Origin of the sequence: Halalkalibacillus sediminis (genome assembly GCF_002844535.1) — a bacterium.
Classification (GTDB): Bacteria; Bacillota; Bacilli; order Bacillales; family Alkalibacillaceae; genus Halalkalibacillus_A; species Halalkalibacillus_A sediminis.
This window is the reverse complement of sequence record NZ_PJNH01000005.1, coordinates 18,863-39,021: the sequence shown is the minus strand read 5'-3', so window position 1 is coordinate 39,021 and position 20,159 is coordinate 18,863. Positions and strand designations below refer to the sequence as shown.

24 protein-coding genes and 1 riboswitch are annotated in these 20,159 nt (G+C 42.2%); all 24 genes read left to right on the top strand.

Annotated elements, in window-relative coordinates; translation table 11 throughout:
- Positions 1–20: 20 nt before the first annotated feature.
- A complete protein-coding gene (locus CEY16_RS14550; RefSeq protein WP_101332788.1) occupies positions 21–674 on the top strand; it encodes an adenylate kinase in 654 nt (217 codons plus the stop codon).
- Positions 671–1,417 (top strand): type I methionyl aminopeptidase, encoded by a 747-nt coding sequence (gene map, locus CEY16_RS14545; RefSeq protein WP_101332787.1) that lies wholly within the window; start codon positions 671–673, stop codon positions 1,415–1,417. The genes CEY16_RS14550 and map overlap by 4 nt, the downstream gene beginning before the upstream one ends.
- A gap of 16 nt (positions 1,418–1,433) precedes the next feature.
- Positions 1,434–1,763 (top strand): KOW domain-containing RNA-binding protein, encoded by a 330-nt coding sequence (locus CEY16_RS14540; protein ID WP_101332786.1) that lies wholly within the window; start codon positions 1,434–1,436, stop codon positions 1,761–1,763.
- On the top strand, positions 1,750–1,968 hold the full coding sequence (gene infA / locus CEY16_RS14535) for a translation initiation factor IF-1 (protein WP_017185218.1): 219 nt from the start codon (positions 1,750–1,752) through the stop codon (positions 1,966–1,968). Before CEY16_RS14540 ends, infA begins: the two co-directional genes overlap by 14 nt.
- A gap of 30 nt (positions 1,969–1,998) precedes the next feature.
- Entirely contained in the window at positions 1,999–2,112 is a 114-nt protein-coding gene (gene rpmJ, locus CEY16_RS14530; RefSeq protein ID WP_039312872.1) for a 50S ribosomal protein L36, read from the top strand.
- 23 nt (positions 2,113–2,135) lie between these two features.
- Positions 2,136–2,501, top strand: a complete 366-nt coding sequence (gene rpsM / locus CEY16_RS14525) for a 30S ribosomal protein S13 (RefSeq protein ID WP_101332785.1) — start codon at positions 2,136–2,138, stop codon at positions 2,499–2,501.
- Between the two features lie 25 nt (positions 2,502–2,526).
- Positions 2,527–2,925 carry a 30S ribosomal protein S11 gene (gene rpsK, locus CEY16_RS14520; RefSeq protein ID WP_101332784.1) on the top strand — a complete coding sequence of 133 codons (399 nt, stop codon included), beginning with the start codon at positions 2,527–2,529 and terminating at the stop codon, positions 2,923–2,925.
- Positions 2,926–3,085: 160 nt separating this feature from the next.
- The gene (locus CEY16_RS14515; protein WP_101332783.1) at positions 3,086–4,030 is read left to right on the top strand and encodes a DNA-directed RNA polymerase subunit alpha; all 945 of its coding nucleotides are present in this window, start codon (positions 3,086–3,088) and stop codon (positions 4,028–4,030) included.
- Between the two features lie 48 nt (positions 4,031–4,078).
- Positions 4,079–4,441 carry a 50S ribosomal protein L17 gene (rplQ, locus tag CEY16_RS14510; RefSeq protein ID WP_101332782.1) on the top strand — a complete coding sequence of 121 codons (363 nt, stop codon included), beginning with the start codon at positions 4,079–4,081 and terminating at the stop codon, positions 4,439–4,441.
- Between the two features lie 420 nt (positions 4,442–4,861).
- A complete protein-coding gene (locus CEY16_RS14505; protein ID WP_101332781.1) occupies positions 4,862–5,689 on the top strand; it encodes an energy-coupling factor transporter ATPase in 828 nt (275 codons plus the stop codon).
- On the top strand, positions 5,665–6,519 hold the full coding sequence (locus tag CEY16_RS14500) for an energy-coupling factor transporter ATPase (protein WP_101332780.1): 855 nt from the start codon (positions 5,665–5,667) through the stop codon (positions 6,517–6,519). The genes CEY16_RS14505 and CEY16_RS14500 overlap by 25 nt, the downstream gene beginning before the upstream one ends.
- On the top strand, positions 6,516–7,313 hold the full coding sequence (locus CEY16_RS14495; RefSeq protein WP_101332779.1) for an energy-coupling factor transporter transmembrane component T family protein: 798 nt from the start codon (positions 6,516–6,518) through the stop codon (positions 7,311–7,313). Before CEY16_RS14500 ends, CEY16_RS14495 begins: the two co-directional genes overlap by 4 nt.
- A gap of 13 nt (positions 7,314–7,326) precedes the next feature.
- Entirely contained in the window at positions 7,327–8,085 is a 759-nt protein-coding gene (truA, locus tag CEY16_RS14490; RefSeq protein WP_101332778.1) for a tRNA pseudouridine(38-40) synthase TruA, read from the top strand.
- An 86-nt stretch (positions 8,086–8,171) separates the two neighbouring features.
- A riboswitch (purine riboswitch) is annotated at positions 8,172–8,273 on the top strand.
- 312 nt (positions 8,274–8,585) lie between these two features.
- Entirely contained in the window at positions 8,586–9,080 is a 495-nt protein-coding gene (purE, locus tag CEY16_RS14485) for a 5-(carboxyamino)imidazole ribonucleotide mutase (RefSeq protein ID WP_101332777.1), read from the top strand.
- Positions 9,074–10,204, top strand: a complete 1,131-nt coding sequence (purK, locus tag CEY16_RS14480) for a 5-(carboxyamino)imidazole ribonucleotide synthase (protein ID WP_101332776.1) — start codon at positions 9,074–9,076, stop codon at positions 10,202–10,204. Before purE ends, purK begins: the two co-directional genes overlap by 7 nt.
- Positions 10,201–11,496, top strand: a complete 1,296-nt coding sequence (gene purB / locus CEY16_RS14475) for an adenylosuccinate lyase (protein WP_101332775.1) — start codon at positions 10,201–10,203, stop codon at positions 11,494–11,496. Before purK ends, purB begins: the two co-directional genes overlap by 4 nt.
- Positions 11,497–11,740: 244 nt before the next feature.
- Positions 11,741–12,463 (top strand): phosphoribosylaminoimidazolesuccinocarboxamide synthase, encoded by a 723-nt coding sequence (gene purC / locus CEY16_RS14470; RefSeq protein ID WP_101332774.1) that lies wholly within the window; start codon positions 11,741–11,743, stop codon positions 12,461–12,463.
- Entirely contained in the window at positions 12,456–12,707 is a 252-nt protein-coding gene (gene purS, locus CEY16_RS14465; protein ID WP_101332773.1) for a phosphoribosylformylglycinamidine synthase subunit PurS, read from the top strand. Before purC ends, purS begins: the two co-directional genes overlap by 8 nt.
- Complete coding sequence (gene purQ, locus CEY16_RS14460) at positions 12,704–13,390, top strand: phosphoribosylformylglycinamidine synthase subunit PurQ (RefSeq protein WP_101332772.1); 687 nt, start codon at positions 12,704–12,706, stop codon at positions 13,388–13,390. The genes purS and purQ overlap by 4 nt, the downstream gene beginning before the upstream one ends.
- A complete protein-coding gene (purL, locus tag CEY16_RS14455; protein WP_101332771.1) occupies positions 13,374–15,599 on the top strand; it encodes a phosphoribosylformylglycinamidine synthase subunit PurL in 2,226 nt (741 codons plus the stop codon). Before purQ ends, purL begins: the two co-directional genes overlap by 17 nt.
- Positions 15,575–17,014 carry an amidophosphoribosyltransferase gene (gene purF / locus CEY16_RS14450; protein WP_101332770.1) on the top strand — a complete coding sequence of 480 codons (1,440 nt, stop codon included), beginning with the start codon at positions 15,575–15,577 and terminating at the stop codon, positions 17,012–17,014. The genes purL and purF overlap by 25 nt, the downstream gene beginning before the upstream one ends.
- Positions 17,014–18,048, top strand: coding sequence for a phosphoribosylformylglycinamidine cyclo-ligase (gene purM / locus CEY16_RS14445; RefSeq protein WP_101332769.1), 1,035 nt, complete (start codon positions 17,014–17,016; stop codon positions 18,046–18,048). The genes purF and purM overlap by 1 nt, the downstream gene beginning before the upstream one ends.
- Positions 18,048–18,644 (top strand): phosphoribosylglycinamide formyltransferase, encoded by a 597-nt coding sequence (gene purN, locus CEY16_RS14440; protein ID WP_101332768.1) that lies wholly within the window; start codon positions 18,048–18,050, stop codon positions 18,642–18,644. The genes purM and purN overlap by 1 nt, the downstream gene beginning before the upstream one ends.
- Positions 18,622–20,145 carry a bifunctional phosphoribosylaminoimidazolecarboxamide formyltransferase/IMP cyclohydrolase gene (gene purH, locus CEY16_RS14435; RefSeq protein WP_101332767.1) on the top strand — a complete coding sequence of 508 codons (1,524 nt, stop codon included), beginning with the start codon at positions 18,622–18,624 and terminating at the stop codon, positions 20,143–20,145. The genes purN and purH overlap by 23 nt, the downstream gene beginning before the upstream one ends.
- Positions 20,146–20,159 lie beyond the last annotated feature (14 nt).

Below are 20,159 nucleotides of genomic sequence, written 5' to 3'. Positions count from 1 at the left end.
ATGAGAGCGAGGGGAAAGATATGAATCTAATTTTGATGGGACTGCCAGGTGCTGGTAAAGGTACTCAGGCAGAAAAAATCGTAGAAAAATATAACATCCCTCATATCTCAACTGGAGATATGTTCCGTTCTGCGATCAAAGAAGGAACACAACTAGGAAAAGAAGCAAAATCATACATGGACGAAGGCGCTCTAGTTCCGGATGAAGTAACCATAGGTATCGTGAAAGAACGTTTAAGTAAACCGGATTGTGAAAAAGGTTTCCTACTAGACGGTTTCCCACGTACGGTTGCTCAAGCAGAAGCTCTTGAAGCACTGCTTTCTGAGCTGGAAACAAGCCTTGATTATGTTTTACATGTTAAAGTACCAGAAGAAAAACTAGTTGAGCGTCTTACAGGTCGTCGCATCTGTCCGGAGTGTGGAGCTACTTATCACATTGAGTTTAATCCACCGAAAGAACCGGGAATATGTGATCTAGATGGGACTAAACTGACCCAACGTGAAGATGATCAACCTGAAACAGTAAAGAATCGTTTAAGCGTGAATATTGAACAAACAAAACCATTGTTAACTTTCTATGATGAAAAAGGTTACCTAGTCGATATTGAGGGAGATGCAGATATCGATGCGGTCTTTAAGCAAATTGATGCTAAAATCGGAGGCTTATCTAAATGATCATTAATAAAACGCCACGAGAAATAGAAATTATGCGTCATGCAGGAAAAATCGTAGCTTTAACGCACCAGGAACTTAAAAAGCATGTTCGTCCAGGTATAACGACGAAGGAATTGGATAAGATTGCAGATGAATTCATACGCAGTAAGGATGCAACTCCTTCATTTAAAGGTTATAATGGATTTCGTGGTAGTATTTGTGCATCAGTCAATGAAGAGCTTGTTCATGGAATTCCTAGCGACCGTATACTCGAAGACGGTGATATAATCAGCATCGATATTGGTGCTAATTATAATGGATACCACGGTGATTCAGCATGGACTTATGCGGTTGGTGAAATAGATGAAGATAATCAAGAATTACTTGATGTAACTGAAACATCCCTTTTTGAAGGATTGAAACAGGTGAAGCCAGGAAATCGATTATCAGATATTTCTTATGCAATCCAGTCATATGTTGAACCAAAAGGCTTTTCAATTGTTAGAGAGTATGGAGGACACGGCATTGGCCAAAACCTCCATGAAGATCCACACATTTCAAACTTCGGGCCTCCTAATAAGGGTCCAAGAATGAAAAAGGGTATGGTTTTAGCTATAGAGCCTATGATTAACATGGGTGAACGATTTGTTAAAACATTAGAGGATCAATGGACAGTCGTGACGGAAGACGGCAGCAGATGTGCTCACTTCGAGCATACAGTCGTTGTTACAGAAGACGGTTTTGAAATATTGACTAAAGCTTAAGTGAAGGTGATTATGATTGGGCGATGGAGAGTCGGGAAGTCCTAAAGTCGGACAGTTAGTCAAGGTGAAGCGTGGTAGGGAGTTAGATCAATTTGCCATCATCATCAGTCAGTTGGATGAACGATTTGTTCTGATTGCTGACGGAGAAAAAAGGAAATTTGATCGACCGAAACGAAAGAACCTTCATCATATAGAATTGATGGACTATATTTCACCAGAAGTGAGAAATAGTCTGTTGGAAACTGGTCGAGTGACCAATGGTAAACTTCGCTTTGCAATATCAAAATTTGTAAATGAATTGCTGACAGATTGGAAGAAGGGAGATCTGCTCGATGGCGAAAGATGATGTAATCGAGATGGAAGGAACGGTCCTTGAGACTTTACCAAACGCAATGTTTAAAGTAGAGTTGGAAAATGGACACGAAATCCTTGCACATGTATCCGGTAAAATTCGTATGCACTTCATTCGAATTCTGCCTGGAGACAAAGTAACCGTAGAGATGTCACCTTATGATCTATCTAGAGGTCGAATCACTTATCGTTACAAATAACAAACTCCGATCTAAAAGGAGGTAAGAGAAATGAAGGTAAGACCATCAGTAAAGCCGATTTGTGAAAAATGTAAAGTTATCCGCCGTAAAGGGCGCGTAATGGTAATTTGTGAAAATCCGAAGCATAAACAAAAACAAGGCTAAATCTTAAGGAGGTGCATGTCCTTATGGCACGTGTTGCAGGTATAGACATTCCACGTGATAAGCGTGTTGTCATCGCATTAACGTATGTATATGGTATTGGAAAAACAACAGCTCAAGATATCTTGAAAGCTGCTGATGTTTCTGAAAATACTCGTGTTCGTGACCTAACTGAAGACGAATTGACTAACATCCGTCGTGAAATCGAAAACTTCACGGTTGAAGGTGATCTTCGTCGTGAAACGTCATTGAACATCAAACGCTTGATCGAAATCGGATCATATAGAGGAATCCGTCATCGTCGTGGATTGCCAGTTCGTGGTCAAAAAACTAAAAACAACTCACGAACTCGTAAAGGTCCTCGTCGTACAGTAGCTAATAAGAAAAAATAATCGTTAGAAGGAGGTATGCTTAGCCATGGCTCGTAAAGGTAAAACTACTACACGCAGAAAGCGTCGTGTGAAAAAGAATATAGAATCAGGGGTCGCACACATTCGTTCTACTTTCAATAACACGATTGTGACAATCACTGATCCAAATGGTAATGCTGTAGCATGGAGCAGTGCGGGAGCTCTTGGATTCAAAGGGTCTCGTAAATCAACACCATTCGCAGCACAAATGGCATCTGAAGTTGCGGCGAAATCAGCACAAGAAAATGGCATGCAAACTATTGAAGTTAATGTTAAAGGTCCAGGTGCAGGCCGTGAAGCGGCTATTCGTTCGTTACAGGCTGCAGGTCTAGAAATCACTGCAATTGTTGATGTTACACCTGTACCACACAATGGTTGCCGTCCACCAAAACGTCGTCGTGTATAAATTGTAGTATGAGAATTTGTCGCCCTGTCTATAATGGGTTATGATAGCTTAAAAGCTTTGCACGGAAATTCAAGGTGGAAGATTTTCATCTTGTAGAGGAATTTCGGGGGTACAGCTTTGTATCGCCGTTATTCGACGTTTTGAAGGAGGGTTTAGTCGAATGATCGAAATTGAAAAACCGAGAGTTGAAACGATTGAAGTTAGTGAAGATGCTAAATTCGGAAAATTTGTCATCGAACCATTAGAACGTGGATATGGTACAACTATGGGGAACTCCTTGCGTCGTATCTTATTGTCCTCTCTTCCAGGAGCAGCAGTTACTTCAGTTCAGATCGACGGTGCATTACACGAATTTTCAACGTTGGATTATGTCGTGGAAGACGTAACGACAATCATTCTTAACTTGAAAAAGTTAGCATTGAAAATCTATTCTGATGATCAAAAGACATTAGAATTAGAAGTTAAAGGTGAGGGCGAAGTAACGGCAGCTGACATTCAACATGATAGTGATGTTGAAATTCTAAACCCGGACTTAAAGATTGCCACTATCTCCGGTAATGGCAAATTAAGTATGAGAATTTTCGCTGAAAAAGGTCGCGGATACCGTCCTGCAGATTCTAACAAAAATGATGAGCAAGCGATTGGTGTAATCCCGATTGATTCGATCTTCACTCCTGTTCAGCGCGTCACTTACCAAGTGGAAAATACGCGTGTAGGACAGATTACAAATTTTGATAAATTGACATTGGATGTTTGGACAGATGGAAGTATTCGCCCTGAAGAAGCTGTTTCTCTAGGTGCGAAGATTTACATGGAGCATCTAAATGTATTCGTCGGTTTAACTGATGAAGCACAAAATGCGGAGATTATGGTTGAAAAAGAAGAAGACCAGAAAGAAAAAGTGTTAGAAATGACAATTGAAGAATTGGATTTATCGGTCCGTTCTTATAATTGCCTGAAGCGTGCAGGGATCAATACCGTGCATGAACTAACACAAAAGTCTGAAGAAGATATGATGAAAGTTCGTAACTTAGGACGTAAATCTCTCGATGAAGTCAAGTATAAGCTTGAAGACTTAAGCTTAGGCTTACGCAAAGACGATTAATATAGAGAACAACCAAAGAGTAATTCCTGGTAAAGGAGGTTTTTAAGAATGTCACAAGCTAAACTAGGTCGTACGAGTTCGCAACGAAAAGCAATGCTACGTAATCTTGCTACAGATCTGCTAGTTCATGAACGCATTGAAACTACAGAAGCTAAAGCAAAAGCTTTACGCCCAGTCGTAGAGAAAATGATTACGCTTGGCAAACGTGGAGATCTTCATGCTCGTCGTCAAGCTGCGTCTTACCTAAGACAAGCGGATGCTAATGAAGATGGACAAAGCGCAATTCAAAAATTATTCTCTGATATTGCTCCTCGATTCGAAGAACGCCAAGGTGGGTACACACGCATCTTGAAGTTAGGCGAACGTAAAGGTGATGGAGCAAAAACGGTGATTATTGAACTAGTTGACTAATCAGTCATTGAATAGAGTAAAGGGGTGTTCAGTTTCCAGCTTGTAATGGGATCTGAACACTTTTTTTATTGTATGCGCTGTTGATTCTGACGAATCCCTTGAAGGCGGACGCTTTCCTGGGGGCGCGGCTTCAACTTCCCAAAACTCGCTAAACGCGAGTTTTAGGTGATTCTCAGCTCGCACTGCTCCCCTAGGAGTCGCCGCCTTTCGCGATTCGCCAAAAATCAACGAGACAATATTCAAACTAATTGTTCAAAATCAAAAAAACTTTAACAGAGCCTGTATAGTAAGAAGCACCTTTAGTATGGAGTTTTACTCTTTTCTTAATAGGTAAAAATTTGTATGTTAAACTATTCTTGATAAGCAATCTAGCAACATAGTTATTTCCCAGGAAATCAAACAACTGAGGAGACTTTGGCAGTGATTAAATTTAATAATGTAAGCTTTAGATATGATGATAAAGCTGATAATGTGATAGATTCATTTAACTTAGACATCCAACAAGGTGAATGGGTAGCCCTAGTAGGACATAATGGCTCTGGTAAATCTACAATCGCTAAGTTGATGAACGGACTACTGATGCCAGATGAAGGGGAAATCTCCATTAATGAAGCACCGTTAAATGATGACACCGTTTGGGAAGTCAGAAAACGAGTGGGAATGGTTTTTCAAAATCCTGAAAACCAATTCGTCGGTACGACAGTTGTGGACGATGTAGCCTTTGGACTTGAAAACCGAGGCATTTCAAGGAAAGTCATGCAGGAGAGGATTGAGAATAGTCTTAAAGAAGTTCGAATGGAAGGCTTTGAAAATCATGAGCCTCATCGCCTCTCAGGTGGGCAAAAGCAGAGAGTGGCAATAGCTAGTGTCATCGCCACCCTTCCTGAAGTGTTGGTATTTGATGAAGCTACAGCCATGCTAGACCCAGTTGGGAAAGTAGATATTTTTAATAAAATGCAAGAAATTAGAAGTGAGAGAGAATTAACGATGGTATCCATCACTCATGACTTGAATGAGGCTGTTCTGGCTGATAGAGTCGTTGCTCTAAATCAAGGGGAGATTTGGTTTGATGGGGAACCAAGGGAATTCTTGAAAAGACATGACGAATTTGAGGAGTATGGACTTCAACCTCCTTTATTTACTAGGATATCTAATACAATGAAAGATCAAGGACTCTTAATCGATCAAGAACCTATTTCAATAGATGAATTGGTGGAAATTTTATGGACATCTCATTCGAACAAGTAAATTATATTTATCAACCAAATAGCCCAATGGCACATCAAGCACTAAAGGATATCAACTTTCAAGTAAGCTCAGGGTCTTTTACAGCAATTGTTGGTCATACGGGGTCAGGAAAATCAACTTTGATTCAACATCTGAATGGATTAATGCGTCCGACTTCAGGGAAAATCAGAATCGGCGACTACGAACTGTCGCACGAGAAAAGTAAAGAAATGAAAAAATTGCGCAAAGAAGTAGGTATGGTTTTTCAATATCCAGAACACCAGTTATTTGAAGAGACGGTTAAGAAGGATATTCTTTTTGGCCCTAAAAATTTTGGGATGGAAGACTATGAATTGGATGAGGTTATCGATCAAGTAGGGCTAGATTCATCGATTTTGGATAAAAGCCCGTTTGAATTAAGCGGAGGACAGATGAGAAGGGTTGCTATAGCTGGTGTACTGATTATGAAGCCCTCTATACTGGTTTTAGATGAACCCACTGCTGGTTTAGATCCGCTCGGCCGTTCGCAAATGATGGATTTATTTTCAACATTACATAAAACATATGGACAAACGATTGTCTTAGTGACTCACCACATGGAAGATGCCCTCCATTATGCTGATCAAATGATTGTCATGAATCAATCTGAAATCGCTTTGAAGGGCGATCCAATCGAACTCTTTAAGAAGAGAGATAAATTGAAGGGGTTGGGCCTCGCACTCCCTGAAGTCATTCAGTTGATTGATCAAGTGAATGAGAAATTCCAGACCCATATAGAATACAATGGGCAGTCCCAGTCCGAATTAGCAGAAGAGATCGGACAAGTAGTGAAGGATGGTGCTGACACATAATGCAGAATTTTATTATCGGTCAGTACGTCCCAACCGGATCGGTCATTCACCGTTTGGACCCGAGACTGAAGATCATGATTGTATTTTTCTTCGTACTTGTAATGTTCACAGCTGATACATGGCTTAGTTATTCGGTTTTATTTGGGTTTGCATTCCTAGGGGCAAGTTTGACAAAAATACATCCTAAGTTGATTTTATTAGGTTTGAAACCAGTATGGATAATAGTCGCATTTACATTTATTCTCCATTTATTTTTAACGAGAGAAGGGGAAGTCCTATTTTCAATATTGGGTTTTAATTTTTACAGCACAGCTCTTTATCAAGGTTTAGCTATTTCAGCAAGATTGCTATTATTAATATTCATGACAACTTTGATGACGTTAACTACAACCCCCATTGCCATTACGGATGCCGTGGAAAAAATACTATATCCGTTAAGTAAGATCAAGGTTCCGGTTCATGAAATTGCGCTAATGATGTCGATTTCGTTACGGTTTATACCAACGTTGATTGAGGAAACGGATAAAATATCGAAGGCACAAGCCTCGAGAGGATTAGATATTTCAACCGGTTCGTTAAAAGATCGAACGAAGGCTATCATTCCATTGTTGATTCCTTTATTCATCAGTGCCTTCAAACGGGCGGAGGACTTAGCGATCGCCATGGAAGCCAGAGGATACCAAGGAGGAGAAGGACGGACGAAATATAGGGAGTTGAGGTTTTCTATAACCGATGGAATTGTCACGGTTTTATTCCTTGCTGTTGTAGCGGCCTTCTTCTGGACGAATCAGTAAGAGGAGATTGAAGATGGAAAGAATTAAAATGATCATCATGTACGATGGAACAGATTTTGCAGGCTACCAAGTTCAGATCAATCAACGAACCGTACAACAAGTGATTGAACGTGCCTTAAGGAAAATGCACAAACAAGATGTGCGCATCTTTTCCTCTGGTAGAACGGATTCGGGTGTGCATGCTATGGGTCAAGTCATCCATTTCGACAGTCATTTAGAATTGGATGAACCTACCTGGAAACACGCGCTAATGACTTTATTACCATCAGATATAAGAATTATTGAAGTAGAAAAGGTTTCTCAAGATTTTCATGCACGAAAAGATGCTAGCCATAAAACATATCTTTACCAGATTCGGAACGCAAAAGAACATGAGGTTTTTGCAAGAAATTTCGAGTGGCATATACCTCGAGCGCTAGATGTAGATCGAATGCAAGAAGCTGCCCCATTAATGGAAGGTACTCACGATTTTACAGCCTTCGCTGCGTCAAAAACGAATGTAAAAGGCGATAAGACGAGAACGATTCATGAAGTGAAGGTATTGAAAGAAGGCTCCCATATTTTTATTGAAGTCACAGGGGACGGATTTCTTACCCACATGGTTCGTATTATGGTAGGGACGTTGGTTGAAATTGGAATTAGAAAGAAGGACCCAAAGTGCATTTCGGAAGCCCTTAGCACAAATGAACGTCATAAATTGGGTTTAACTGCCCCAGGACACGGATTATATTTAAAGAAAGTAGCTTATGAAAAAGGAAAAACCGAACATTAAATGTATCTTAATCAGTTTTTTTCGGTTTTTCCTCTCGATATCTGTTGATTGTTCGAAAATAGGTGTTATAATGTATGTGTAAATACGAAATGACAATAGCATACCCTCATATAACGTTGAGAATATGGCTCAAAAGTTTCTACCCGGTCGCCGTAAACGACTGGACTATGGGGGAGTACTCTGCACATAACACAAGTATGTGATTTTTGGTATCGACATGTGGACAGATTGCTTTCCTATAAACTAGGGGAAGTAATCTGTTTTTTTATTCCGTTAGGTTGTGAAAAGAATTTAACCGAACCTATTCGGATTTCTACCGAATCTAATTGAGAATTAACTAAACCTAATTAGGGTTTAACGGAACCTAACTAGGGTTTAACTAAATCTATTAGTATTATAGCGGATCCTATTGGTTTTAATTAAATTGAATATTTTTACAAATGATGATTTTAGAATTTAAATATAAAGGGAAATTTACTAGAGATAGGGGGAGTCGACTCATGGAACCAAAAGTAGGAGTGATCATGGGTAGCACATCAGATTGGGAAACGATGAAGCATGCTTGTGAAACACTCGAGCAATTAAATATACCTTTTGAAAAAGAAGTAGTATCCGCGCACCGTACACCAGAGAAAATGTTTCAATATGCAGAAGAAGCGAGAGGACGAGGAATCAAGGTCATTATAGCGGGTGCTGGCGGCGCAGCGCATTTGCCAGGGATGGTAGCTGCAAAAACATTAGTTCCTGTCATCGGTGTTCCTGTACAGTCTAAAGCACTTAATGGATTGGATTCGCTTTTATCAATCGTACAGATGCCTGGCGGGGTTCCTGTAGCGACAGTTGCCATAGGGAAAGCTGGAGCAACTAATGCAGGGTTACTAGCAGCTCAGCAATTAGCTGTGAATGATGAAGAAATTTTCCAGAAGTTAACTGAACATCGTCATTCGATGCAAGATAAAGTCACACAAAGTAATGAGGAGTTACAAACATGGTAGAACCACTACAACCAGGAAGCACTATTGGAATCATCGGGGGCGGACAACTTGGTAGGATGATGGGAATCGCTGCAAAGCAAATGGGATTCCGCATTGCAGTTCTTGATCCAACTCCAAACTCCCCGACAGCACAAATTGCAGATATTGAAATCATAGGAAAATATAAAGATCAAGAAGCGGCTGAACAGTTGTTGGAAGCATCTGATGTAATCACTTATGAGTTTGAGAACATAGATTACGAGGTCTGTCAGATGCTAGAAAACAAAGGTCACGTACCGCAAGGAAGTGAACTGATTCGAATCACACAGGATCGAGCTTTTGAAAAGCGGGCGATTGAGCGAAGTGGTGCTCAAGTTGTTTCTTACGAGCTTGTGTACAGCTTAAATGAACTGAAGCAATCGACTCAGTCGATCGGTTTTCCTTGTGTCTTGAAGACACGTCGAGGAGGCTATGACGGCAAAGGTCAGATTATCATACGTGAAGAAGCGGACTTGCTTGAAGCGACTGAAATACTGGACCAAGGCCCATGCATATTAGAACAGTTTTTATCTTTTGATAAAGAATTGTCAGTGATTGTGACTAGAAGTGTAAATGGAGAAGTAACTACGTTTCCGGTCGCTGAGAATATCCATCAAGTCCATATCTTATTACAATCCATCGTGCCAGCGAGAGTCGTGCCTGTATTACAGGAGAAAGCTCTAGAGCTAGCTCAACAATTGGCTGAGTCGATGAAGATGGTTGGAACATTAGGTGTTGAAATGTTCATGACGGAGGCCGGGGAACTTTATATCAATGAAGTCGCGCCAAGGCCACACAATTCTGGCCATTATACATTAGACGGCTGTTCCACCTCACAATTCGAACAACATATCCGAGCAATCACGGGTTGGAAGCTTGCTTCGACAGACAATCGAGAAGCGGTCGTCATGATGAACGTTTTAGGAGAGCATTTAGAAGAGACAATATCTCAGATACCTGAGGTTCAAAATGCGAAGCTCCATCTATATGGAAAAGATGGCGTGAAGCCGAAACGAAAGATGGGACACGTGAATTTTCTAGGAAAATCTACAAAAGAACTATTAAATCAAATCAATGAATTAACTATTTGGAGGCAGAAATCATGATTGAACGCTATACAAGAGAAGAAATGGGTAGTATCTGGTCAGAGAAAAATAGATACCAAGCTTGGTTGGAAGTAGAGATTCTAGCATGTGAGGCATGGGCAGAGCTAGGGGAGATCCCTAAAGAAGATGTTGCAGCGATTCGTAAAAGGGCTTCATTCGACGTCGATCGAATTCATGAGATCGAAGCTGAGACACGCCATGATGTGGTGGCATTCACACGTGCAGTATCAGAGACCCTCGGCGATGAGAAGAAATGGGTCCATTACGGACTGACCTCTACGGATGTTGTAGATACGGCTTTGATGTATGTCATTCGTCAAGCGAACGAAATCATCCGAAAAGATATCGTGCGTATGGTTGATGTTTTAAAAAATAAAGCAATCGAACATAAATATACGGTGATGATGGGGCGTACGCACGGGGTACACGCTGAGCCGACAACTTTCGGATTGAAAATGGCCCTTTGGTACGAAGAGATGAAGCGGAATTTGGAGCGCTTTGATGCAGCTGCTAAAAATATGGCTGTCGGTAAACTGTCAGGAGCCGTCGGTACTTACGCGAACATTGATCCATTCGTTGAAAAATATGTATGCGAGAATCTTGGTCTAGAAGCGGCGCCAATTTCTACTCAGACGTTACAGCGTGATCGACATGCGCAATATTTATCGACACTTGCTTTGATCGCGTCATCAATTGAAAAGATGGCGGTTGAAATTCGAGGACTTCAGAAGAGTGAAACGCGTGAGGTTGAAGAATTTTTTGCGAAAGGCCAAAAAGGATCTTCTGCAATGCCTCATAAGAGAAACCCGATCGGTTCAGAGAATATGACCGGGATGGCGCGAGTGATCCGAGGCTATATGATGACGGCATATGAAAACGTACCACTTTGGCATGAGCGTGATATTTCCCATTCATCAGCTGAACGCGTGATCCTTCCAGATGCAACAATCGCTCTTAATTATATGTTGAACCGTTTCGCTGGAATTGTTGAGAACCTGACAGTCTTCGAAGATAACATGAAGCGTAATATGGACCGTACTTTCGGTTTGATTTTCTCACAGCGTGTTTTGTTGACGTTGATCGATAAAGGATTTTCGAGAGAAGCGGCTTATGACTTGGTTCAGCCACTAACGATGCAGGCTTGGGATGAACAAACGTCATTCCCTGAGTTGGTTAGAGAGAAAAAAGAAATAAGAGAGAGTTTGTCGGATGAAGAACTAGATGCATGTTTCGATCCAACGTATCACTTGAAGAACGTAGATCAGATATTCGATCGACTGGGTTTATCTTAAGCTTTTTGAGATAGATTCAGATAAGCGTCGATAACCATGGATAAATCACAAATAGTTACGGATAAACCGTCAATAGTTACGGGTAAATACCTAAAAAATACCAAATATAGCTAAGAAATCGTTATTTTAATGCGATTTGAGGTCAATAGTTACGGATAAATTTTCTTACATTTTAAAGTTAGTGTTTCTGGCTGTTCGATTAGAGGTTTTCGTAGCTAGAACATTATTTCAAGGGGGTTAACCATTGGAGAAGCGAGACCTGTTGTATGAAGGAAAGGCCAAGAAGTTGTACGAGACGGATCGGCCAAATGTTTTATGGGTGGAATATAAGGATGACCTGACTGCTTTTAACGGTGAGAAGAAAGCGAGTCAACTAGGTAAGGGGAAGCTGAATAACAAGATTTCATCTTTACTGCTGCAATATCTGAAGGAAAAAGGTATCTACAATCATTTCATCCAGCAATTATCGGACCATGAACAGCTGGTCGAAAAAACGACCATCATACCGATCGAGGTCGTTGTCCGTAATACGGCAGCAGGAAGTCTTGCTAAAAGGTTAGGCCTACCAGAAGGTGAAAAATTAAAAAGTACGATTGTCGAGTATTATTACAAAGATGATGACTTAGGTGACCCATTGATCAACGAGGACCATATCGAGTTATTGGATCTAGTCGATTCAGCTAGTTTAAATGAAATGAAGGAGCTATCACTAAAGGTCAACCGATTATTGAGTGAACTGTTCCAGTCATGTGACCTTCAATTGGTTGATTTCAAGCTGGAGTTCGGTAGGGATCGTAATGGTGAAGTAGCTTTATCAGATGAAATTTCACCTGACACATGTCGTTTATGGGATGTAGCGACGAATGAGAAGTTAGATAAAGATGTTTTCCGTCAAAATTTAGGCAGTGTAGAAGAGGCTTATCAAACAATTTTGAATCGATTAGAGGGAGCGGTGACACATGGTTAAAGTAAAAGTGTATGTGACATTAAAAGAAGGGGTGCTCGATCCTCAGGGGAAAGCAGTTGAACGTGCGCTACATACGATGAATTACGATGATGTTCAAGACATGCGAGTTGGAAAGTATATGGAGTTTTTTGTAGAACCAAAAGAAAATGTCACTCAAGAAATAGAAGATATGTGTGAAAGGTTGTTATCAAATCCTGTCATCGAAGATTACCGATATGAGACGGAGGAGGTTGCGACATCGTGAAGTTCGCAGTGATTGTTTTTCCAGGGTCGAATTGTGATCAAGATATGTTCTTTGCCATTCAAGACGAATTAGGTGAAGAAGTGGAATATGTGTCTCATTTAGAAAGTGATTTGAGTGGATTCGATGCGGTGTTACTTCCTGGTGGATTTTCCTATGGAGATTACTTGCGCTCAGGTTCGATTGCTAGCTTTTCTCCGATCATGCCAGCGATCCGTGCATTTGCTCAATCAGGTAAACCCTTACTTGGGGTTTGTAATGGATTTCAAGTATTACTAGAAGCGGGATTGCTTCCGGGTGCGATGAAGAGGAATGATCAACTGAAGTTCATCTGCCGCACGGTTGATTTATCTGTAGAGAACAATCGAACGATGTTTACGAGTCAATACGACGAAGGTGAGATCATCCCTATTCCGGTTGCACACGCTGAGGGAAATTATGAGTGTAATGAAGAAACACTTACCCAGTTAAAAGACAATCAGCAAATCGTTTTCCGATATGCGAATGATAACCCGAACGGATCGACGGATGATATTGCAGGGATCATCAATGAGCAGGAAAATGTGCTTGGGATGATGCCTCACCCAGAACGTGCAGTCAGTGATTTGTTAGGAAATGATTCAGGTCTTCGATTATTTCAATCAATTTTAGCCCATTGGAGGGAAGCACATGTCATTACTACTTGAGCCAAGTCCACAAGAAGTGAAGGATCGTAAGCTATATGCTGAAATGGGCCTGACCGATGATGAATTTTCGACGATTGAAAAGTTGCTAGGTCGTACGCCGAATTATACTGAAACAGGTATTTTCTCGGTGATGTGGAGTGAACATTGCAGCTATAAAAAATCGAAGCCTCTACTTTCGAAATTTCCTACCAAAAGTCCCCGAGTGATACAGGGACCTGGAGAAGGTGCGGGAGTTGTTGATATCGGTGACGAGCAAGCGGTTGTCTTTAAGATCGAAAGTCATAATCACCCTTCAGCGATTGAACCCTACCAAGGGGCTGCGACGGGTGTCGGAGGAATTATCCGCGACGTTTTTTCCATGGGGGCACGTCCTATTGCATTACTGAATTCACTTCGTTTTGGAGAACTGACAACGCCACGCACAAAGTATTTATTTGAAGAAGTGGTAGCAGGAATCGCTGGATATGGTAATTGCGTTGGTGTACCTACTGTCGGAGGAGAAATTCAATTCGACGATTGTTATCAAGGCAATCCTTTAGTCAATGCGATGTGTGTTGGGCTGATTAACCACGAAGACGTTCAAGTCGGGCAAGCGAAAGGGATCGGGAATACGGTCATGTACATAGGGTCCGCTACTGGCCGCGACGGGATTCATGGTGCCACATTCGCATCAGAAGAATTGACGGATGAATCTTCAGAGGACCGTCCGGCGGTTCAAGTAGGAGATCCTTTTATGGAAAAACTACTTATCGAAGCGTGTTTAAAATTGATCAAATCTGACGCGCTCGTCGGTATGCAAGATATGGGTGCTGCTGGACTTACTTCTTCAGCGAGTGAGATGGCGAGTAAGGCTGGCACAGGTATCGAAATGGATTTAGACAAAGTGCCACAGCGTGAGGTAGGAATGGCGCCTTATGAAATGATGCTTTCGGAATCTCAGGAACGTATGCTTATCGTTGTTGAAAAAGGACGCGAGCAAGAAATCAAAGATATCGTCGCTCCATTTGACCTTGAAGCGGTTGAAGTTGGAGTTGTCATAGAAGAAAAGCAGTTCAGATTGCTTCATAAAGGTGAAGTGGTTACGGATGTGCCGGTGGATGCTCTTGCTGAAGAGGCTCCAGTATATCAGCTACCTTCAAAGCAACCAGAGCAATTCGTGATGAATCAGCAGACAGAGGTGGTATTACCACAACTTGAAAACCCTGAAGAAATTTTAGAACAGTTACTGCAAGCACCGACCATTGCTAGCAAAGAATGGGTCTACGATCAGTACGACCATATGGTTCAGACGAATACGGTCGTCACACCAGGATCAGATGCCGCGGTACTTCGGATCCGTGGAACAAAGAAAGCACTAGCGATGACGACAGACTGCAATTCAAGGTATATCCACCTCGATCCATTAACGGGTGGTCAGATTGTGGTGGCTGAGGCTGCTAGAAATGTAGTTTGTTCTGGTGCAGAACCGATCGCCCTGACGGATGGATTGAACTTCGGTAACCCTGATAAAGAAGAAGTGTTCTGGACGATGGAGCAAACGACGGATGGAATGGCTAAAGCTTGCGAACAGTTATCTACACCAGTAATCAGTGGAAATGTCTCGTTGTATAACGAAACGAAAGGTACGAGTGTTTACCCGACCCCTGTGATTGGAATGGTAGGTCTGATACATGATGTTGAACATATTACGACGCAACATGTTAAACAGGCAGGAGATCTTGTCTATCTAATTGGTGAAAATTCTACTGAGATCGGCGGAAGTGAGCTACAAAAGTTATTAGTTGGCGAATACTCAGGTAAAGCTCCATCGATCGATTTAAAGGTTGAAAAAGAACGTCAGTCTAAACTGTTACATGCTATACAACAAGATTTGATCCAATCTGCTCACGATATTTCTGAAGGTGGAATGGCCGTTGCATTAGCCGAAAAAGTTATGACCACTGACTTTGGAATAGAGGCTCATATGAGTGGAACACATGAGGTCGAACTATTTAGCGAAACACAATCAAGATTTTTAGTGACAGTTTCAAAAGAACAGCAGAAATCTTTTGAAGAAATCGTACCGGACGCTCAATTGATTGGAAAAGTTACACCAACTGGAAAAGTGCAAATTTCTTTTAATGATCAAGAGATGATCAATGCATCGGTTGAGCGTTTAACCCAACTCTGGAAAGGAGCGATCCCATGCTTGCTGAAATCAAAGGCTTAAACGAGGAATGTGGCATCTTTGGTGTATATGGTCATAAGCAAGCCGCTCATATGACCTATTACGGACTTCATAGTTTGCAGCACCGAGGGCAAGAAGGTGCTGGGGTCGTGGTTTCTGATGGGAAGACGTTGAATCAGTCCAAGGGCCTTGGTTTGGTGACTGAAGTGTTAGATGAAGAGGAATTAAAAGCACTCACAGGCCAAGCATCGGTCGGTCATGTCCGCTATTCAACAGCAGGAGATAAAACGTACGAAAATATACAGCCTCTTCTTTTCAATTCTAAAAAAGGTTCATTGGCTCTTGCGCATAATGGCAATCTCGTAAATGCCTCGAAGTTGCGTTCAGAGTTGGAAGAGGAAGGAAGCATTTTTCAAACGACTTCTGATACCGAAGTAATCGCCCATTTGATTAAAAAGGGTGGCAAAAAATCGATGCTCGAAAGAATGAAAGGGGCTTTGAAGCAGTTAGAAGGTGCTTACGCCGTTCTAATGATGCTTGAAGACCAGTTGATCGCTGCGCTCGATCCTCGAGGAATGCGTCCTCTCTCGCTAGGTAAAATCGGAGAGGCTTATGTCGTAGCTTCCGAAACGTGTGCTTTCGATGTAGTCGGTGCCGAATATATCAGAGAGATTCAGCCGGGAGAGATTCTTGTCATTAATAATGAAGGACTTCACTCTGATCATTTCGCTGAGCCTGAGGACCGTTCGATCTGCACGATGGAATATGTTTATTTCGCTCGTCCCGACAGCAATGTGGACGGCGAGAACATTCATAGTACCAGAAAACGTCTTGGAAAAAGGTTGGCCGATGAGTTTCCGGTAGAGGCTGATGTTGTTACTGGAGTTCCTGATTCGAGTATATCGGCTGCTATAGGGTACGCAGAACAATCCAGAATCCCATATGAGCTCGGTTTAATCAAAAATAGATATGTAGGCCGGACATTCATACAACCTTCTCAGGAGCTTCGTGAGCGCGGTGTACAAATGAAGTTATCTCCTGTTCGCAAAATTGTGGAAGGAAAGCGTGTCGTCATGGTGGATGACTCGATTGTTCGCGGGACCACTTCAAGACGAATCGTGAAGATGTTGAAAGAGGCAGGTGCTAAAGAAGTGCACGTGCGTATCAGTTCCCCGCCGATCAAACATCCATGCTTTTACGGGATCGACACATCTTCGTCTTCTGAATTGATTGCAGCCAAAAATTCGGTAGAGGAGATCAGAGAGATCATCGGTGCGGATTCACTAGCATTCTTAGAAACTGACCATATGGTTGAAGCGGTTGGTAGAGACGATAAGAGCACAAATTGTGGCCATTGCTTGGCTTGTTTTACAGGGAAATATCCTACAAATATTCATGAAGATTCAATGATGCCTTTTGAAAAAGAACAGGTCATCAAGCAGGGAGTGAAGTTGTAATGTCACAAGCCTATCGCCAGGCCGGTGTAGATATTGAAGCAGGATATGAAGCGGTTGAACGAATGAAATCCCATGTAAAGAGGACCGAGCGAAAAGGTGTCATGGGAGCATTAGGCGGCTTTGGTGGAATGTTCGACCTATCCAGTTTGAATTTAAAAGAGCCTGTCTTAATTTCTGGAACAGACGGTGTCGGGACGAAATTGAGGCTCGCATTTGAAACGGATCAACACGATACAATCGGAGTGGACGCAGTCGCGATGTGCGTTAATGATATCATCGCTCAAGGTGCGGAACCGTTATATTTTTTGGACTATCTAGCACTTGGAAAAGCTGATCCCGAGAAAATCGAGCAGATCGTCAAAGGTGTCGCTGATGGGTGTGAGAAGTCAGGTTGTGCATTAATCGGCGGCGAGACAGCTGAAATGCCGGGATTATATGATGTAGATGAATATGACATCGCTGGTTTTGCAGTAGGTGCGTGTGAGAAAAGTGATATCATCACGGGCGAAGATATTCAAGCTGGAGATGTACTGCTTGGCTTACCTTCTTCAGGGGTGCACAGCAATGGCTTCTCTTTGGTCCGGAAGATTGTAGAGGAAGCGGAGTTGGATTGGAATAAAGTTTACGAACCTTTCAAGCGTCCGTTAGGTGAAGTGTTACTGACCCCAACGAAAATTTACGTTTCTGCCATTCTTGCTTTGATGGAAAAAGTCACAATCAAAGGGATGGCTCACATCACTGGTGGAGGGTTTCATGAAAATATCCCTCGGATGCTGCCTGAAGGATTTGGCGCTGAGATTGAGCTTGATACTGTTCCTATGCCAGATGTATTCCCTTTTTTACAAAGCTACGGAAATCTGGATCTTAATGAAATGTATCACGTATTCAATATGGGGATTGGAATGGTACTGACAGTTAATAAAGAGGATGCAAGAACAGTTCTTGAGACATTGAAATCAATCGGTGAAGATGGATATGAATTAGGGACAGTCAATCACTCGGGTGAACTAGAGTTGAAAAGAGGGAAAATGTAATGAAGCGAATAGCAATTTTCGCGTCTGGAAGTGGTTCGAATTTTGAATCGATCGTCCAAGCATCGCGTGTGCAGGAATCAGGGTACGAGGTCGTCTATCTTTTTTCAGATCGACCGAAGGCGTTTGTTCTTGAGCGAGCTAAGAAGTTCGGGATCGAAGCGGATGCTTTTTCGCCGAAAGATTTTTCCGATAAAATCGAGTACGAATCTAAGGTACTGTCATTGTTACAAGAGAAAAAGATTGACTTGGTTGTACTAGCGGGTTACATGCGCTTGATCGGGCCGACGATCTTAAGAGAATTTGAAGGGCGGATCATGAATATCCATCCATCGTATTTACCTGCATTTCCTGGAAAAGATGCGATCGGCCAGGCTTTAGATAGTGCTGCCTTAGATACAGGTGTGACTGTTCATTTCGTAGATGATGGTATGGACACAGGGCCGATCATTGAACAGGTGAAAATACAGATTGAAAAACAAGATACATATGAAAGTTTGCAAGAAAAAATTCAGAAGGTGGAGCATGAGTTGTACCCTAAGACGATTGCTTCAGTCGCAGGAAGGTTGGGAGAACATGATCAAAAGAGCGCTACTTAGTGTTTCTGATAAGAATGGAATCGAAGAGCTCGCGAAGAAATTGGATGACGCGGGGGTCGAGTTGATTTCAACCGGTGGAACAAAGCGGGTGATCGAAGAAGCGGGTGTGACCGTCAAAGGAATATCAGAGGTGACAGATTTCCCTGAGATTATGGATGGGCGCGTGAAAACGTTGCACCCTAATGTTCATGGGGCATTACTTGCGAAAAGGTCCTCTGAAGATCACCAGTCTCAACTGAAGGAGCATGGAATTACGCCGATTGATTTAGTGGTGGTGAACCTTTATCCATTCAAAGAGACCGTGGCGAAAGAAGACGTTTCTTTTGAAGATGCCATTGAAAACATTGATATCGGTGGACCTACGTTGCTCCGCTCAGCAGCTAAGAATCATCAGGACGTAACAGTTGTTGTCAATCCCGAAGACTATGAAACTGTGGTTACAGCTGTTCAGAATGGTGAGGAAGTATCTTTTGAAAAGAAAAAAGAGCTTGCTGCCAAGGTGTTTCGCCATACAGCACAGTACGATTCTTTAGTGGCAGATTACTTAACAGACGAAGCTTTTCCTGAGACAAAAACCGTTACTTACGAGCGTAAACAAGTGCTTCGATACGGAGAGAATCCACATCAGAAAGCCGCTTTCTATGTCGAACCTTTTGCTGAACAATCATCTCTTGCGCATGCGAAACAATTACACGGGAAAGAATTATCCTACAACAATATTCAAGATGCTGATGCGGCACTATCGATGGTGCGTGAATTTGATTCTCCTGCTGCTGTAGCCGTTAAGCACACAAATCCGTGTGGGGTCGGAACAGGAAAGTCCTTGTTCGAAGCTTACTCTAGAGCTTATGCCGCAGATCCAGTATCGATTTTCGGAGGTATTGTCGCTTTGAATCGACCTGTTGAAAAAGAGGTCGCGGACAAGTTGAGCCAAATCTTTTTAGAAATCATCATTGCTCCGTCGTTCACAGATGAAGCTTTTGACATTTTATCGAAGAAGAAAAACATTCGATTGTTAGAAATTCCGGTGGAAAAGAGCCGTGGTAACGAACGTTTGCACTCAGTGACCGGTGGTGTGTTGATTCAAGAAGAAGATCAATACCCAGTGGAAGATGTTGAGTTCACCGTTGCGACAGAACGTGAGCCGACTGAAGATGAATGGACGGATCTCAAGTTCGCTTGGCAAATCGTCAAGCATGTGAAATCGAATGCGATTTTGTTAGCAAAAGATCAGCAGACGGTCGGAGTTGGAGCAGGTCAAATGAACCGTGTAGGAGCTGCAGCGATCGCGATCGAACAAGCCGGTGCTCAAGCTCAAGGGGCTGCGATGGCATCTGACGCCTTCTTTCCGATGGATGATACCGTGGAGGCAGCTCACCAAGCTGGAGTCCGAGCAATCATCCAACCGGGTGGATCTATTCGTGATGAAGATTCGATCAAGAAATGTAACGAGTACGGAATCACAATGGTGTTCACCGGAGTAAGACACTTTAAACACTAATGCAAAAGGAGGTT